Raw genomic sequence first — 15689 nt, forward strand, 5'->3', positions numbered from 1 at the left:
TCGGGTCTTTTACCCTTCCCGAAAATGACTATTCAAGACTATCTGCGACGATTGAAGCAATGGCATCAGCAGCTCTGTTTGGACAGACTGATGTTGCTGGTACTGGTGCTGACGAATGCACTACTGCTTTTCCAATGCCTGAGTCGCAAACCGGCTGTTGAGTTGAGCTTGCCGTTTATTGATGGACAGGTTGGAATTCAGTCTGGTGGAGCATCACGGGTCTATCACAGAACCCTGACACCGAGAAATTTATCACCGACAAACTGCCGCCGGTTCGTTGCCGCTACTTTTGGTGAATCTCATTATTCGTAGTGCATCAGAGAATAGCCAAGAGTTTCCGGGACGTTGCTTGATTTACTATTCCTTCCATAGTTCAGTAATTGACACGATGTTGCCGAACACACCAAATCCTCCCAAAAAACTTTGGGTCAGTACAAAGCGGCTATTGGCGCTGAAGCTGGCTGAGAAGATTGGATTGGGGTGGCGGATAGTGAATTGTACTTTCCGTGACCCATCACCCGTCAGGAGCCTGATGTTCACGATACCATCAAAACCAGAGGTCATCACAAAGCGGCCATCGGCACTGAAGGTGGCTGAAGAGACCTGATCAGTATGATGGATAGTGAGTCCTTCTTCCCATGATCCATCATTCTTGTGGTTATGGATTTTTGCCGTTCCATCATAACTGCCGGTTACTGCATGTTGGCTATCGGGACTGAAGGTGGCTAAGAAGACCCAATGATTGTGGTGAATAGTGATTTCTTCTTCCCATAAGACATCGGTCTTTTCGCCGTAGATTTTTGCCTGTTTGTCGAAACTGGCGGTCACCACATGGCGGCTATCGGGACTGAAGGTGGCTGTCTCAATGAAATCACTGTGGGAAATGACGGCTTTTACTAACCATGATCCGTCGGCCCGTTTGCCAATGATTTTAACCAGGTTATCCTTGCCGACAGTCAACACATGTCGGCTATCCGGGCTGAAGGCGGCTGATATGACCGAACTATCGGTGCTAATATGGCTAATGGTGAATTCTTCTTCCCATGATTCATCGTCTTTCCAGCCAATGATTTTTGCCGTACCATCGTCACTGGCGATCACCACATAGCAGTTATCGGGGCTAAAGATGGCTGAGTTGACATAGTCCTTATGGATAACGATGATTTTTACTTGCCATGACACATCGGCTGATTTGCCCGTGATTTTTACCACATTATCTTCGCCGACAGTCACCACATGGCTACCATCATCACTGAAGCTGGCTAAATCGATAGGACCATCATGGCTGATGGTCCCTTCTTCTTCCCATGATCCAACCTCCTTCTGAACATGGATGTTTGCTGTACCATCTTTGCTGGCGGTCAACACACGGCTATTATCGGCGCTGAAGGTGGCTGAATTAATGGGCCCACGGTGGCGGATAGTGATTTCTTCTTGCCATGAACCATCCTCCTTCCGAACATAGATTTTTGCTGTTCCATCGTCACTGACGGTCAATACATGACTACTATCGGCGCTGAAGCTGGCTAATTTGACCGGACCATCGTCGCGGATAGTGAACTCTTCCTTCCAGGGTCCATCGGACTGATAAACATAGATTTTCGCAGTGCCGTCGTCACTGGCGGTCACCATACGGCGGCTATTGGCGCTGAAGATGGCTGAGATATGACCGTGATGGTGGATCTCGGCTTTTGTCACCAGATGAACGAGGCGTCCCAAGATTTTTACAAACTGTGAATCATCAGATGCCTGGCTGTTATGTCGGCAAAATTGGATAAAATGGTACAAGGTTTCATAACCTGTTTCTGCTTTATTCCATTCATTAACTGCTCTTTCTGCAATAGCTAAAGAATGACAACCGTCGTATTTTCTCAATAGTTGGTTAAAGTCGTTAAGTTTTTTACTCAAGGCGTTTAATTCTGTACGACATGTAGGACAATTTATAATTGAAGCATCCTGCTGCCTTTTGTTTAACCACTGTTTTAAACAGTCTACGTGATAAAGGTGATTGCAGGGCGTTTTCACTATATTTGACGTGCGTTCAAACTGCTCCTTACATACCGCGCACTCTGCATCAATAATGTGTGCAGGTTCTTCTTTATCCACATGCAGTGCATTATCGTCGAAAGCATTGATAGCGATGTAATCATCTATGGTTTCAGAGGCACTCATCAGGTGGCTGTCGTCAGACAAAATCATCAGGTAGTTGTTGTCAGTGGCTGCTAGCAGCTGCTCGATAAATCGGTTGTGTGTTGTGTGCTCATAGGAAGAACGCGGCAGTGCCAATATCGCCTCAAGAGGAGTAATAGTATTACCCCTGATGTTTGTGCCTTTTGTTTCCAGAACCTGCAAACGCTGAGGCATGTTCAGCTTATCCAGCATTTCCCTGAATTTAAAAGCGGCGTTGGGATCGTCGCTTTCAATGATGGCTAAAAGCTGGTTGGCAAGTAGCTCAAGGTCCTGAGTCGAAGCATTATTTTTACTCTGCTCTCCATTGTCGTCTTTTCTGTTATTGCCATCGCCGCTGCTAACATTACCTTCTCCCGGTGATTTGCTCTCTCGATTTTCAGGTGCTTCTCTCTTCTCCTGTTGTTGATGATGCTGGTTAGTTGCGTCATTTGATCCTGCATTGGGTCTGCTGCCAGAGGGTTGACCATCCTCATTACCTGCCTGTCGGCCATCACCATGATGGGTTTTCAAGACAGTACGCTCAAGAAGCAGTTTGAAACAGCCAAGTTGCCACTGAAGGCTTTCGCTGGCCGGGCAAGTCCTGGCGACACGCTGGAGGAGAGTGTCCCAGAAATCAACATCGGGCAGCTGTTCACTATCAAGAAAGTTGAGCCAGTCAAGGGGTATAGCCGCTTCACTGGCAGAGCCATCGACATTAACGCGGGTGATTTGCAAACGTGCCGGGGAGGGCTGTTGCTCAAACGAAACAGAATTCTTGCCTATGGACATCAGCCAGTTGATGACGGGTTGCAGAATAGTCAGGTCAATTTCGAACAATCCCGATGGCCTGCCGCCTCCACCTCCCCAGGGAGGAGGAGGCAAATAAAAAAAACCTCCTCTGGCGACACCGGGAAAATCGGCATTGCCAGCGGGCTGGCCACCTGTCACTGTCAGTGTCAGTGTGCTATTGCGTGTTTTCCCATCGTTGATTTCAATCCGAAACTTGCGCCCATCGGGATGATGACGGTCAATAAGGGTTGAGGAATAGCATATCGGCACAACTATCATAGCCAGCAGGGAAAAAAAAAATACCAATCACGCCCTTCTTGTTTGTAAGAAAATGCCAGAACAATCCGTGTTGAATGTTTGTTTTGGAAAAATAAAGGAACACCATGGGTGAATCACATTATTGGTAGTGCATCAGAGAATAGCCAAGATTTTCCGGGATGCTACTGGAGTTACTCTTCTTTCCATAGTTCAATGATTTTCGCAATGTTTTCGGTACCTCTATCAAGTGACACTAAACCGGTGGTCACCACAAAGCGGCTATTGGGACTAAAAGTGGCTGAGCTGATGTCATCACTATGGGAAATGATGGCTTTATCCACAATCAGGGCATCAGCACCGACGCTAACCGCCCCATGGAATTCACCGGTAACCTCAGTGAACAACAATTGGAAGAAACCGGAGACTTGTTTCCACCACAACTGCTTGGTGAGCTGCCCAATCTGGAATACGTTGCACGATTGGGCGGCGGACGTTTATTGAAAGGCAGAATCCCGATTCTTTGCTCGCCAAAATCCTGAACAATCGATTCCATCTCTGTTATGACAACTTCTCAAAAACAAACCAGCTCATTCGCAATCTGGTGTTTCGGGCTTGGCCTGATACTGCTCTGGTTGGCATTTTCACCACATACCCTGCCCTGTTTCTTATGCAGCCCCCTGACAACATCGTACTCATACGACAAGGCTCCATATCCTTGACCGCACTGACGGAACGGATTGCTGATGTTGCCTATCAACAAGACTGGATCAATAAAAGCGAGTACCAGAAAACCAGAATCACCAATGAAGTCTGGAGTGGCAGTTTGCTACCTGAAAATATAAACCTGTTCAATAAAGGTAAACTCAATGAACCACCATACCGTTAAAGAACTCTCACCTGCCGTCTTGAATACAGCACAAGCAGCAAAGTACATCGGCCTGTCAAAATCTGAATTGGATAGAGCAAGGATTTCAGGAGAACTTTGCGGGGAAGCTCCCCCAAAATTTTTCAGGGTGGGCAAAAAATTAGTCCGGTATCGGGTAGAGGATCTGGATAGCTGGCTGAACAATCAAAAAAGCTATGAAAGTCTGGCTCAGCAATACTCTGACAATGTGTAATGCATCCGACCTATTGACGACCCATCGCAAGGATAAAAAAGGCTCAAAACCTGGAGCCTTTACTATATCTGGCGCTCCCTGGAGGATTCGAACCTCCGACCTGCCCCTTAGGAGGGGGCCGCGCTATCCAGCTGTGCCAAGGGAGCATAGAAAAGCCAGCACGTAGATCGTTGCGGCTGGCTCGCTTTGCATTCTAACGAATGGATGGTGTTTTTCCAACAATTAAAGTCGTTCTGCAAACTGACTGGAGATAAATCCCTGTCGTTGAAATCAGTCAGCTGCTTTTTTCATTCAGATGGGCCCGGTGTCTCAGGGCTGATTCAAGTGTACTCTCGAAAGCAAGCAGTTTATCTGCCACTCTGGCACTGTCTACTCTCAGCTCACCTGCAAGGTAAGCTTTTCTCAGAGCCAGTAACCGTGCCTCATTGTGACAACTGTGTGTACTGCTTTGAGTCTCGGTTTCATTCTTTCGGCTGTCGTCCATGATTCCTCCTGATTGCCAAGCTCCTGATAGTCTCACAAGATATTTTCAGCTTCCAGTGCCAATACGTGGCTTTTTTACTAATCAGGTTTCATGCCAGATTCATTTACTTATGCATCGTCAGATACTTACCAGAATCAAGCCGGAAACGATTAATCCAGTGCCCCACCATTTTTGTGACGAAGCTCTCTCTCCAAGCAGAAAAACCCCCATCAAAACGCCTACTGGAATGCTGGTCTGGCGCAGAGCCACAATCAGGCTGACATTATCAGCAAACGCCATGGCGGCGAGCACGATGCTGTAGGTGGAGAACATCGCCACACCTGTAAAAAACAGAGCACCACGATGGCATGCAAACAACTGTACTATTTCAATTCGCTGCTTCTGAAAGGGAAACGTGAAAAGCACCAGCCATAGGCAGGTTGTGACGGCCTGAAGAATCAGATAGAGCAGAGCACTTTTAAAGGCCACTCCTTCAACGGGCCACAGCGCTCTCATTAACATGAGAGCCTGACTGTCGACCACAGAATATCCCGTGATACCCAGGGCAGCCATCACTGCAAAGGCCGTTGCAGAGTTGAGGTAGTGAGACCACCTGATATCTCTCCAGTGCCAGAGTGGCAGGATGATACAGCCTGAAACAATGAGGCTGAAAGCCAGCCATTTTCCCGGTGAGAGCTCTGCCCCCCAACCTAATAAACCGATAACAGGCGGAACCAGAAGAACAGGAAGAGCGCGCGAGACCGGATACATCAGCGACATATCGCCAAAACGGTAAGATTGACCCAGTCCCAGATAGTAGATGGCCTGAAACAGGCCACTCAGAATTAACAGGTACCAAATTTCCCGGGAGATTTCTCCCAACCAGTCGATATAAAAAAGCAACAGAGGCACAAAAGCCAGCATCCCGAGCATTACAGACAGGGTAAAGCTGGCTCCTGAAGGCCTTACTCTTTTTCCAAGACAATTCCAGCCGGCATGCATGAAAGATGAGACGAATACGAGAATAATTGCCAGGTTGTCCAAACGTATACTCCTTAGCTGGCATGGTCAGAAAATATCCTTTACGGACACCGTTAGATTGTCGCAGGCTCGTGGTTTTGGCAGATTCACAGGCAAGTGAGAGATTTTTATACATTTTTAAGTCTTTCGAATCAGTATAAAATGGATACCCTTATGATTTATTCCACTCAACGGTGCAATAATTCAAACTGTAACTCTCCACACACGATGATTTGGGCTAGTTTCTATCAACAAGGAAAGCGAGGACAGGAACGTGACACGCTCACTGGCTGCAAACCTGAAAAATACTCTAAAAAATATGGTTAAAGTAATACCCGCCTTGCTACTCGCCGGATTTGTTTCCAGTGCCGGTGCTGCTGTCGTTTCCTACGACGACCCCTGGGAGAAAGCGAACCGCGCTATCTTTTCGTTCAATGATACGCTGGACACTTATGCTCTGAAGCCTGTGGCTAAGGGTTACGATACAGTGACTCCCAAGCCTGTTCAGCAGCTGGTCACCAACTTCTTTTCAAACCTCGGCGAGATCCGCAATGCTGCCAACGCTTTATTACAATTTAAAGGCAGTGAGGCACTGAGTTCAGTTGGACGCTTTGGCATTAACTCAACGGTAGGTATGCTGGGACTGGTTGATGTCGCCACCCCACTGGGGATTGAGCAGAAATATGAAGACTTTGGCCTGACACTCGCCCACTGGGGTACACCATCAGGACCTTATGTAGTGTTGCCATTCTTTGGATCAAGAACACTGAGATCAGGTATCGGCTTATTGCCGGACTCAATGATGAACCTCCAGGGACAGATTCAGCCGGAGCGGGATCGTTGGACGGCCAGAGGAGTGGACTTAGTTAACACTCGTTCGTCCCTGCTCAGCTCTGAAGAACTGATTGTGGGTGATCGCTATACCTTTATCCGCGATGCTTATCTGCAACGTCGTGAATACCTGATTACAGGTCAGCTGCCAGAAGACGATTTCTGATGAGATAACACCCGCCCAAATACGCCTGAAACAGGGTGCTAACACACTGATTCAGGCGTATCCGGCCAACCCTGCCGCGATATAATCGGACGATTAGACCAGAACAAACGGTACCTCAGCTCAAGATAGATTTCTGCGCTTTACCTTACCTCAGCTTGCAGCAAAGCCGGGTTGAGAGTATGTTTCATCCATCACAAATTAATCACGGTTCAACGTCAGATGCACTCTGTTTTCCTTGACGCAGATTTTCTTGACACAGGTCTGAACAGATCTCTCCGGCAGGCAGGACTCTGGATATGACCAGCAGTACCATTCTGGTCATTGATGATGACACAATTGTCAGAGAAAGCATCGTAGCCTATCTCGAAGGTAGCGGATTCAGTATTCTTCAGGCAGAAAATGGTGAGCAGGGTCTGGCGATCTTCAAGGAGACTCCCCCGGACCTGATTCTCTGTGACCTGCGAATGCCCAAACTGGATGGACTGTCGGTGCTTCGTAGCGTCCGTGAGCTGTCTCCGGATATGCCCTTTATCGTGGTTTCCGGTGCCGGTGTCATGACCGACGTGGTACAAGCACTGCGTCTTGGCGCCAGTAACTATCTCGTCAAACCTATTGTCGATCTGGAAGTTCTGGAGTATGCCATTAACCGTGCTCTTGAAAATGCCCAACTGATACTTGAAAATCGCCGCTACCGTGAAAGCCTTGAAGAAGCTATTCACTCGCTGGAAAGCAACCTGCATCTGCTGCAGGAGGATCAGAAAGCAGGCCGTCAGGTTCAGATGAAAATGCTTCCCCAGGAGCCACTGATCTTTGAAAACTTCAAAGTAGACCACCAGATCATCCCTTCTCTCTACCTCAGTGGCGACTTTGTTGACTACTTCGCTCTGAACGAACACAGCTTTTCCTTTTATCTGGCTGATGTCTCCGGTCACGGAGCATCTTCAGCCTTTATCACGGTATTACTGAAGCATATGTCCATGAACTTGCTCAAGGAATATCAGTCCCATGGAGGCCGGGCCAGGGTCAAACCTTCCCATGTGCTGAACTTCCTCAATCGCAGCCTTCTGGAAACGGGTCTGGGCAAGCATGTTGCAGTCTTTGGCGGTGTCGTCGACACCCGTGATCAGAAGCTGACTTATGCCTTTGGCGGCCATTACCCTCTACCCATTCTTTCCACGCCGAAAGAGACCCGATGTATTGAAGGCCGGGGGTTACCGGTAGGCCTGTTCGAAGATGCGACTTTTGAAGATGTCACCATTGACTTGCCCGAGCAATTTACCTTAACTATCCTGTCCGACGGTATTCTGGAGGTACTGCCGCAGCAGACACTTCAGGAGAAGGAAGACTACTTGTTGTCTGTTATCAAAGAGGGAGCCGTCAACGTATCAGCGCTGACAGAAAAGCTGGGGCTAAAAACCATGAAAGCCGCTCCGGACGACATGGCCATGCTGATTCTGGCTCGAGAGTGAATGACTACTGGAAAAATACTGTTCGCAAAAAACGATGGTACCTATGTTCTGAAACTGGTGGGGGAAGTGCGCTTGACTCTGTGCTCATCTCTGGAACAGATGATCAATGAGCCTGATTTCACCTCGGTCATTATTGACCTGACCGACACAGACACTATCGACAGCACCTCACTGGGTCTACTGGCCAAACTGTCTATTCAGACCAAGAAAAACCTGGGGCTGGTACCGGTAATTATTTCAACCAAAGATGACATCACCCGGATTCTGCTGAGTATGGGGTTTGACAGGGTATTTGTGATTGTCAAGGAGCTGGAAGGCTATGAAAAGCTGAACCTGAACATGCACGATATTGCTTGCGATGGAAATCTGGAGCAACCCACCCAGGTCAGGCAAGTTCTGGATGCCCACAAGGTGCTGATGGGTCTGAGCGAAGAAAACCGGGAAGCTTTCAGTGAGCTGGTGAAACAGCTTGAGCAGATTCAAAACAGCGGTAAGACTAATACCAAGGGCAAGAGCTGAGAGCTTTCTCAAGAAAGAAAGTTTCAGCTCAACAGGCCCACCATCAGCCTTGTTGACGGTGACTCAAGCTGCATCCTGCGCCCGTTCCCTGAGACTTTCAACCTGCCTGACTGCTTCAAGCAGAACTTCTGATCCGGCGCCTTTTTTATGGGCATTTTCGCTGATATAACGACGGAACTTACGAGCCCCGGGCTCGCCCTGATATAGGCCCAACATATGACGGGTTATGTGGCTCAGGTATGTGCCTTTTGCCAGCTCGGACTCAATGTAGGGCAGCATTTTCTCAACCACCTGATGACGCTCAATCATTGGTTTACCGGTACCATAAAGACGATTATCGACTTCAGCCATCAGATAGGGATTATGGTAAGCCTCCCGGCCCAACATAACGCCGTCCACACGCTCCATGTGTTGCTCAATCTCAGCAAAGGATCCTATGCCGCCATTGATGATGATTTCCAGATCCGAAAAATCTTTTTTCAGTCGATAAACCACCTCGGGCTTAAGAGGAGGAATATCACGGTTTTCTTTGGGAGACAGGCCTTCAAGAATCGCAATACGTGCGTGAACAATAAATGTTTCACAACCGGCTTCAGCCACTTTACCCACAAAATCCACCAGTTCCTCGTAGGTATCACGACCGTTTATGCCAATCCTGTGTTTCACCGTCACTGGAATATTGACCGCCTGTTTCATGGCTTTGACAGCTTCTGCGACGGTTTGAGGTTCTGCCATGAGACAGGCACCTATCCGGCCACTCTGAACCCTGTCGCTGGGACACCCCACGTTCAGATTGATTTCATGGTAGCCACATTGTTCAGCATACTGCGCTGACTGGGAAAGATGTTTTGGGTCGTGACCACCCACTTGAAGAGCCAGTGGATACTCTTCAGGATTGTGTTTGAGAAAACGCTCTTTATCACCAAATACCAGAGCTCCGGTCGTCACCATTTCGGTATAGAGCAGCGAGCGCTCTGATAATAAACGGTGAAAATAACGGCAATGCCTGTCCGTCCAGTCCATCATGGGGGCAACGGAAAACTTACGGTCCAAGGGTTTGAGCTGAGTCACTGGCATAATATTTTTCAAAATTAGAGAACGAACAATGATATATCAGAAAACCCTGTTCGACATTAAGGGTCACTCATTCACGATCGTGAGATAGCAGAAGCAGCATAAGTAATTTGCCCTGTTTTAGGGAGTGGATGTCGCTCTGGCCAGACGGCCAACACCTTCCACTCGGTAGGATTCTGCCATAGCACTAATGAAACAGGCACTGCCAGGTGTCAGTTCAACAGATCTTTCTCCAGCTCTGATACACTGATGACCTTCCACACAAAAGAGAATCTCGGCGGCTTTTACCTGAAAAGGTTCACTAGCCTGCTCAGACTGAATGACACTAAAAAGAAAATCATCGACAGGAGAGACAAAACGGGTTTCACCATTTTCTTCCCGTTCAGGCTTCAGGTACACATCAGCAGGGGCAACGGTGACGAACTCAATGGTCTTGAGCAGCTCGGGTACATCAACATGCTTGCTGGTCAGCCCACCTCTGAGAACATTGTCGGAGCATGCCATGATTTCCAATGCCGTACCTTCGAGATAGGTATGGAGTGTCCCTGCTCTGAGGAACATGGCCTGGCCCGGAGTCAGTTCTACAACGTTAAGCAGTAATGGACTGAGAACAGCGATGTCACCCGGATAGAATTGATTCAGACGACAGACTTCCTGCCAGGCCGGATGATCCGAAGTCTCAGCAAACGACAGAGCAGCAGCAACCAAACAGTCCTTTTTTTCTTCCTTAAGGCCCATCAGGTGTTCATAAAAAGCCCTGAGTTTGCCTTCTCCAAGCCAGCACAATGCCTCTACCAGCGATTCCAGCCCAGCCATTTCGAACAAAAAACGCATTTCATCCAGTGACCGGAAACCATTCATGGCTCTGAAAGGTGTCAGGGCGTAGAGCAACTCTGGCTTGTGATTATCATCCCGGTAGTTTCGATGAAAGGCGTCCAGCGGCACGCCCAGATGATTTTCATGAACAAACCCTGCCAACGCCTGCTGTTTGTTAGGATGGGACTGTATAGACAGCGGCTTGGCAGCAGCCAGCACTTTGAAAAGAAAAGGCAGCCTGTGACCAAACTTTTCCAGAGATCCTCTACCCAGATGGGCGGCCTGGTCATCCACCAGCGCATTCAAGGGCACCGGATCATCAACCAGAGCCATAGAAGGTGCCTTCGGATGAGCCCCCATCCAGAGCTCAGCCATTGGCCGACCGGACTCGTTAGCCATACCGAAAAGTTCACACATAGCATTCTGACTGCCCCAGTCATAATGCTGCACAGGGTTTTCCAATCGAAAGATGGCCATAAACAATCCCTTTCAGAGAAATGCAATTCTTGAAGCCCGGCTATTAAACATTGGACGCCACATCAACGCCAGCACTAGCAGCCTGTCGGACTTAAGGCTGTCCTACTGCGGTTGCAATAAATTGGTCTAAAAATTCCTGCTTCTTCGTCAAATAGCTCGCTATTCTCCTCAGAAGCAGAAATTTTTATCCTCAATTTCTTGCAATCCTCGCTACGGACGCTTAAGTCCGACAGGCTGCTAGAAAAAAATTCTATGCCAGACGCTAATTTTCCTGAATCATTCCAGCCCGTATACAGATGATACCGTCAAAAAAATACTAAGCGTCAAAAGAGTGACAGGCAGAAAGAAATTCGATACCTTAATCGGTAACAGCTGAAGAACATAAGGGGTAGTTTTAAGGCTGTAAGGCTACACAATGATAATTTTGGATCGGAACAAATAGAAATACTGCATTCATCGACAACTGATTAAACAGGTTACCGCTTTAAACCTTAACCGTTTTAAAGCCCTGAAAAACAGCATCGTAAAGGAAGACGATCATGTATAATCCAGGACTCGACAGCAAACGTTTATTTGAAGACTCTACCCACCCTGGTGACGCAATAGGCGACATCCGTTATCCGGAATACCTTATCTCCCTTCTTTCAGACAGACATCAGGAGCCTCTGGCCTGTGAAGGATACACCTCCGACTCCCTCTCTCTGACAAATACCCGTCTGCCGCAGGTTTGACATCGCAAAGTACTCTGGAAATCAAGGTCGTACTGTTTTCCAGAGATACTCGAGAAACTCAACTATTCTTCTCTTCAAATTCGACAAAGACGATCTGGATAAAACACCGAAAGCTTTGGTTATACCAATAGCTCAGGTGTCGATAGCTATTATGAGATGCTCTCCAAACGTCAAGCTCGGGCTGTTAAGGAGTATCTGAAGAATTCAAATGGTCAGGGAAGGCAGGATGCGTATTTTAGGCAGCGTTTATCATGGCTTGTCCGGATTAGCCCGCACCGTCAAGGATGAGGTGCTTGCTCGCTTCCGGGGAAAAAAGACTGAAGTGGTCGAACATCCCGTTCGTAAAATGACAGAGAAAAGCTCCCACGCTTCTGATACCCGGCCTCTTGCCAATAAAAGCCCTGCAGCCAGTGAAAACCCTGTTGCTAGTAAAGGCTACCTTCTGGCCAAAAAACTTACCGATCAGTCACTGCCTGCCCACAAAGTCTCCAGTGTTGAACTTCCTCCCCGCTTTCCGTACATTGACATCCCGGAAGAAAACCAAAGCGCTTCTGAACCTCCTTCACGAACCAGAAAAATTCTTACAGCCCTGATGCCGGGCAGCAGCCCGGTACCAGAAAATTCAGATATATCCCTGAAGAAAACCAAAAGATGGCAAACCCGAAGGCTGCGCAAGGGTCTGCAAACCATCAAAAGAGAAACCGGGCTAGAAGTCTCGATCCGCAGCTTTGATGATCAGGCAGCCGTGCTCAGAGATTTTCTCACGGGTAAACGTGCCACACTGGGTTATCACGAAATAAAAGTCTTCTGTGACGATGTTAAAAGTGTAATGACAAACGCAGGCTCACTGCCTGGTCTGATCAAACTGGCGGTGACCAAATACATGATTGTGCTTTCAGATCTGGGACAGGCTGCTCAGCTCAAATCACTCGGTCAGAGGAGACAACAACTGGCTGAGCGATTCTTACCGGGCCATGATGGTTTTAGAGCGCACTGTCTGCGCAGAAACATAGATCCGGATTTGCCCCTCAACCTGCACGACATCAGGCGGTTTCAGGAAAAACTGATGGGTTGGCAGGACGAGCTGGGACACTGGCATAGGGGGCTAATTGAAAGCCCCGAACTCAGTAGTATGGAAGCGTTAAAAGACAGGCTGAAAGTGGAGTTGGAAAGCTTTATCGACAAGATGGAGAGCGCTGCTCCCGAAGCCGCGCAAGCACCAGCGTCATTAAGCCACGAGCAGTTGCAGGCAGAAATCACCAGACTTTATGACCAACATGGAATCAAAGATTTACCCGGCAGGCAACAAAATGCAATGGAACAATCCGTAGCTGAGCAACATCCAGTCTTGCAAAGTGCGACCCAATATCAGGTTCAGCCTTCCGGAAACCTTCAAAACCACACAGTAACTTCCCTTGAAAAAGCCCGCTTGCATCGTTGGGTGTTTGAACAGCAATTAGCCGATTTGAGAGTCCGGAATGATAGACTTGATCACGACCTGGAAGCAGTGGAGCAGGAACTCAGACGGGTCACGGAACAGAGACAGGATACATCGAAGGCCATTCAAGACATTCAGGCACGCAAACAAAAGTTACAAAGAAGAAAAGCCAAGATCCCACACTCTCCCCTGCCCACAGTGATATTAAGAGACAGCAAGGGGGCACAAATAGACTCAGACTTTATGAAAAAACCTGAGCTTGACGAGCGATCCATAAACCTGCATGTCGTTCGTTGTCAGCCAGAGGTTTACAGGCAGATCAATAATGCGCTTCTGAACACGACAGCGTTTGAAAACGACAAAGCCCTGAATCAATTCAAGGATACGATGAGAAGCTTCAGGAATCAGTGCTATCAATATGCCATAGGTGCCAAACTGCCCAGTAAAATCCTCTCGGAAAATGACACTCAGCTCATCACGAACTCCCGCCAGCGTATCAACAGTGCCATGGAAACCCTTCTGGCAAACCCCGAGACCGCTGACACGACAACAGCCTTCCACTTTCTCAGGATGCAAGAAGCGATCCTGGATAATTTCCTGAAAATGAACGGTATGAGCGGAGTTTCTTAAATCTCCATAGCGAAAAGTAGATTGTCGTGATATAAGACACGATTCAGCAGCCTCAGCCAGGCTGATATCCATCTCTTTCGACTCGACACTGTATGTCTTCACAAACCAAAGCCTGTCTTTATGCTCTGGCCACTGCCCTGATGTGGTCTACCGTTGCCACTGCCTTCAAGCTCACTCTCGACTATCTCGATCCGTGGCAAATGGTGTTCTGGTCGGTATTAACTTCAACACTTCTTCTAGGTGGTTTTGTTCTTGCCCAGGGTAAATGGTCCCTACTGATCCAACAGGCCAGAAACCACTTTAGGCTATACATCCTGCTGGGGTTTCTTAACCCTTTCCTTTACCACATCGTCCTGTTTGGTGGTTATGATCTGTTGCCCGCCCAGCAGGCTCAGGCACTGAATTACAGCTGGCCTCTGGCGCTCACATTACTGGCTGTGCCATTACTGGGTAACAAGCTGAGTTTCAAGGATGGCGTCTGTTGCCTGGTAGCCTACCTTGGTGTGGTGATTATCAGTACCAGGGGGGAGCTGCAAAAACTCAACTTTGACAGCCCTCAGGGAGTTATTCTGATGCTTTCCAGCACTCTGGTCTGGGCTTTGTACTGGATTTTAAATGCCAAAAATGAGGGCGACTCACAGACTGGCTTGCTACTGTGCTTCCTATTCGGATTACCCTGGATCACAGTGGCTGTTTTCTGGCAGTCCAGTGTCTGGCCTATTCCTCTGGAAGGTCTCACTGGCGCTTTGTATATAGGCCTGATTGAGATGGGATTGGCCTATATTTTCTGGCTCAAAGCCCTCAAACTCGCAGAAAACACCTCTATCATCAGCAACATCAGCTATCTCAGCCCTTTTCTCTCTCTGATATTCATCGCCAACTTTTTGAATGAGAGCATTCATCTTTCGACCTATACAGGGCTTGTTATGATTGTCACATCCGTGGTTTTTCAACAAAAAAAACCAAAGACTGAAAAGCCGCCACAGGCTCAGTTAATGAGCAACAATTAATGGCCAGAAACAGCTACTTTCAATTCAAACAGTTCAGGGTAGAGCAAAACCAGACTGCCATGAAGATCACCACCGACGCCTGTATCCTGGGCGCCAGAGCAGAGGTGGAAAACAGTCAATCCATTCTTGATATCGGTGCCGGAACCGGCCTGCTCAGTTTAATGGCAGCCCAAAGATCAACTGCCTGCATTGATGCGGTTGAACTGGATGATCATGCTGCTGCTCAGACGCAGCAAAATTTCTCAGCCAGTCCATGGAAGAATCGCCTGACGTTACATCATTGCCCCATACAATCGTTCATGCCTGAAAAGCGGTATGACTGTATACTCAGTAACCCCCCTTTTTTTGAGAATGCCTTTAAAGCCCCGTGCTCCAGGCGTTCACTGGCACGCCACACAGACAGTTTGAGTTTTCCGGAGCTGGCTGAAGCGATTGACAGACTGATGTCTGAGAATGGCAAAGCCTGGATTCTATTACCGGATGAATCCAGCTCACTGTTTTTGAAAGCACTCCACAGGGCCACTCCCTTGAAGCTGGAACGTACTCTGGCTATTCGATCTTCTGAGACTCATAAAGATCATCGTCACCTATTGGTTCTGGGGCGTTCTGGCTCAGAATATGAGTTTGAGCAGATCACAATATACAGTGAGCACCCTGCGTACACGAATGAGACAATCAACCTGCTCAGACCCTATTATTTGAAGCTCTAAA

The 15689-nt window shown here is 48.1% G+C and carries 16 protein-coding genes, 1 tRNA gene and 1 pseudogene; 11 read left to right on the forward strand and 7 right to left on the reverse strand.

Features of this window, described 5'->3' with window-relative positions; translation table 11 throughout:
- Positions 1–78 precede the first annotated feature (78 nt).
- On the forward strand, positions 79–312 hold the full coding sequence (locus KBW69_RS03935; RefSeq protein WP_257279974.1) for a hypothetical protein: 234 nt from the start codon (positions 79–81) through the stop codon (positions 310–312).
- 45 nt (positions 313–357) lie between these two features.
- Here the strand turns inward: KBW69_RS03935 and KBW69_RS03940 are convergent, their stop codons facing one another.
- Positions 358–3264 (reverse strand): RING finger domain-containing protein, encoded by a 2907-nt coding sequence (locus tag KBW69_RS03940; RefSeq protein WP_257279975.1) that lies wholly within the window; start codon positions 3262–3264, stop codon positions 358–360.
- A gap of 143 nt (positions 3265–3407) precedes the next feature.
- Positions 3408–3623, reverse strand: a complete 216-nt coding sequence (locus tag KBW69_RS03945) for a hypothetical protein (RefSeq protein ID WP_257280041.1) — start codon at positions 3621–3623, stop codon at positions 3408–3410.
- On the opposite strand from KBW69_RS03945, the pseudogene KBW69_RS03950 reads away from it, so the two are divergent.
- From KBW69_RS03950 to KBW69_RS03960, 3 genes and pseudogenes are all read left to right on the forward strand, one after another.
- Positions 3552–3755, forward strand: a pseudogene (locus tag KBW69_RS03950) (conjugal transfer protein); the annotation flags it as partial. The gene KBW69_RS03945 and the pseudogene KBW69_RS03950 overlap by 72 nt on opposite strands.
- Entirely contained in the window at positions 3737–4102 is a 366-nt protein-coding gene (locus KBW69_RS03955; protein ID WP_257279976.1) for a hypothetical protein, read from the forward strand. The pseudogene KBW69_RS03950 and the gene KBW69_RS03955, both read left to right, overlap by 19 nt.
- Complete coding sequence (locus KBW69_RS03960; protein ID WP_257274324.1) at positions 4083–4334, forward strand: AlpA family transcriptional regulator; 252 nt, start codon at positions 4083–4085, stop codon at positions 4332–4334. Before KBW69_RS03955 ends, KBW69_RS03960 begins: the two co-directional genes overlap by 20 nt.
- 69 nt (positions 4335–4403) lie before the next feature.
- Here the strand turns inward: KBW69_RS03960 and KBW69_RS03965 are convergent.
- The 3 genes from KBW69_RS03965 to KBW69_RS03975 form a co-directional block, all read right to left on the reverse strand.
- Positions 4404–4480, reverse strand: a tRNA-Arg gene (locus tag KBW69_RS03965).
- Positions 4481–4608: 128 nt separating this feature from the next.
- Positions 4609–4818, reverse strand: a complete 210-nt coding sequence (locus tag KBW69_RS03970) for a hypothetical protein (protein WP_257279977.1) — start codon at positions 4816–4818, stop codon at positions 4609–4611.
- A gap of 117 nt (positions 4819–4935) precedes the next feature.
- On the reverse strand, positions 4936–5841 hold the full coding sequence (locus KBW69_RS03975) for a multidrug DMT transporter permease (RefSeq protein ID WP_257279978.1): 906 nt from the start codon (positions 5839–5841) through the stop codon (positions 4936–4938).
- A 250-nt stretch (positions 5842–6091) separates the two neighbouring features.
- On the opposite strand from KBW69_RS03975, the gene KBW69_RS03980 reads away from it, so the two are divergent.
- The 3 genes from KBW69_RS03980 to KBW69_RS03990 all read left to right on the forward strand — a co-directional run bounded on the left by KBW69_RS03980 (position 6092) and on the right by KBW69_RS03990 (position 8802).
- The gene (locus KBW69_RS03980) at positions 6092–6814 is read left to right on the forward strand and encodes a VacJ family lipoprotein (RefSeq protein ID WP_257279979.1); all 723 of its coding nucleotides are present in this window, start codon (positions 6092–6094) and stop codon (positions 6812–6814) included.
- A 296-nt stretch (positions 6815–7110) separates the two neighbouring features.
- On the forward strand, positions 7111–8283 hold the full coding sequence (locus KBW69_RS03985; protein ID WP_257279980.1) for a SpoIIE family protein phosphatase: 1173 nt from the start codon (positions 7111–7113) through the stop codon (positions 8281–8283).
- Positions 8284–8802, forward strand: a complete 519-nt coding sequence (locus tag KBW69_RS03990) for an STAS domain-containing protein (protein ID WP_257279981.1) — start codon at positions 8284–8286, stop codon at positions 8800–8802.
- A 63-nt stretch (positions 8803–8865) separates the two neighbouring features.
- On the opposite strand, the gene dusA is transcribed toward KBW69_RS03990, so the two are convergent.
- A complete protein-coding gene (dusA, locus tag KBW69_RS03995; RefSeq protein WP_373690669.1) occupies positions 8866–9855 on the reverse strand; it encodes a tRNA dihydrouridine(20/20a) synthase DusA in 990 nt (329 codons plus the stop codon).
- Between the two features lie 141 nt (positions 9856–9996).
- Positions 9997–11169, reverse strand: a complete 1173-nt coding sequence (gene manA, locus KBW69_RS04000; protein WP_257279983.1) for a mannose-6-phosphate isomerase, class I — start codon at positions 11167–11169, stop codon at positions 9997–9999.
- 539 nt (positions 11170–11708) lie between these two features.
- Between manA and KBW69_RS04005 the strand changes: the two genes are divergently transcribed.
- From KBW69_RS04005 to KBW69_RS04020, 4 genes are all read left to right on the forward strand, one after another.
- Positions 11709–11900 (forward strand): hypothetical protein, encoded by a 192-nt coding sequence (locus KBW69_RS04005; RefSeq protein ID WP_257254693.1) that lies wholly within the window; start codon positions 11709–11711, stop codon positions 11898–11900.
- 226 nt (positions 11901–12126) lie between these two features.
- A complete protein-coding gene (locus KBW69_RS04010) occupies positions 12127–13968 on the forward strand; it encodes a hypothetical protein (protein WP_257279984.1) in 1842 nt (613 codons plus the stop codon).
- A gap of 92 nt (positions 13969–14060) precedes the next feature.
- The gene (locus KBW69_RS04015) at positions 14061–14978 is read left to right on the forward strand and encodes a DMT family transporter (RefSeq protein WP_257279985.1); all 918 of its coding nucleotides are present in this window, start codon (positions 14061–14063) and stop codon (positions 14976–14978) included.
- Complete coding sequence (locus KBW69_RS04020; protein WP_257279986.1) at positions 14978–15688, forward strand: tRNA1(Val) (adenine(37)-N6)-methyltransferase; 711 nt, start codon at positions 14978–14980, stop codon at positions 15686–15688. The genes KBW69_RS04015 and KBW69_RS04020 overlap by 1 nt, the downstream gene beginning before the upstream one ends.
- The last annotated feature ends 1 nt before the right edge of the window (position 15689 follow it).

The sequence above is a fragment of the Endozoicomonas sp. ISHI1 genome, assembly GCF_024606225.1.
Classification (GTDB): Bacteria; Pseudomonadota; Gammaproteobacteria; order Pseudomonadales; family Endozoicomonadaceae; genus Endozoicomonas_A.

Bases quoted from the DNA above. Each gene is read 5' to 3' on its own strand.
- KBW69_RS04020 (WP_257279986.1), top strand. From the start codon at position 14,978: ATGGCCAGAAACAGCTACTTTCAATTCAAACAGTTCAGGGTAGAGCAA.
- KBW69_RS03960 (WP_257274324.1), top strand. From the start codon at position 4,083: ATGAACCACCATACCGTTAAAGAACTCTCACCTGCCGTCTTGAATACA.
- KBW69_RS04005 (WP_257254693.1), top strand. From the start codon at position 11,709: ATGTATAATCCAGGACTCGACAGCAAACGTTTATTTGAAGACTCTACC.
- KBW69_RS03970 (WP_257279977.1), bottom strand. From the start codon at position 4,818: ATGGACGACAGCCGAAAGAATGAAACCGAGACTCAAAGCAGTACACAC.
- manA (WP_257279983.1), bottom strand. From the start codon at position 11,169: ATGGCCATCTTTCGATTGGAAAACCCTGTGCAGCATTATGACTGGGGC.
- KBW69_RS04010 (WP_257279984.1), top strand. From the start codon at position 12,127: ATGCGTATTTTAGGCAGCGTTTATCATGGCTTGTCCGGATTAGCCCGC.
- KBW69_RS04015 (WP_257279985.1), top strand. From the start codon at position 14,061: ATGTCTTCACAAACCAAAGCCTGTCTTTATGCTCTGGCCACTGCCCTG.
- KBW69_RS03990 (WP_257279981.1), top strand. From the start codon at position 8,284: ATGACTACTGGAAAAATACTGTTCGCAAAAAACGATGGTACCTATGTT.
- KBW69_RS03985 (WP_257279980.1), top strand. From the start codon at position 7,111: ATGACCAGCAGTACCATTCTGGTCATTGATGATGACACAATTGTCAGA.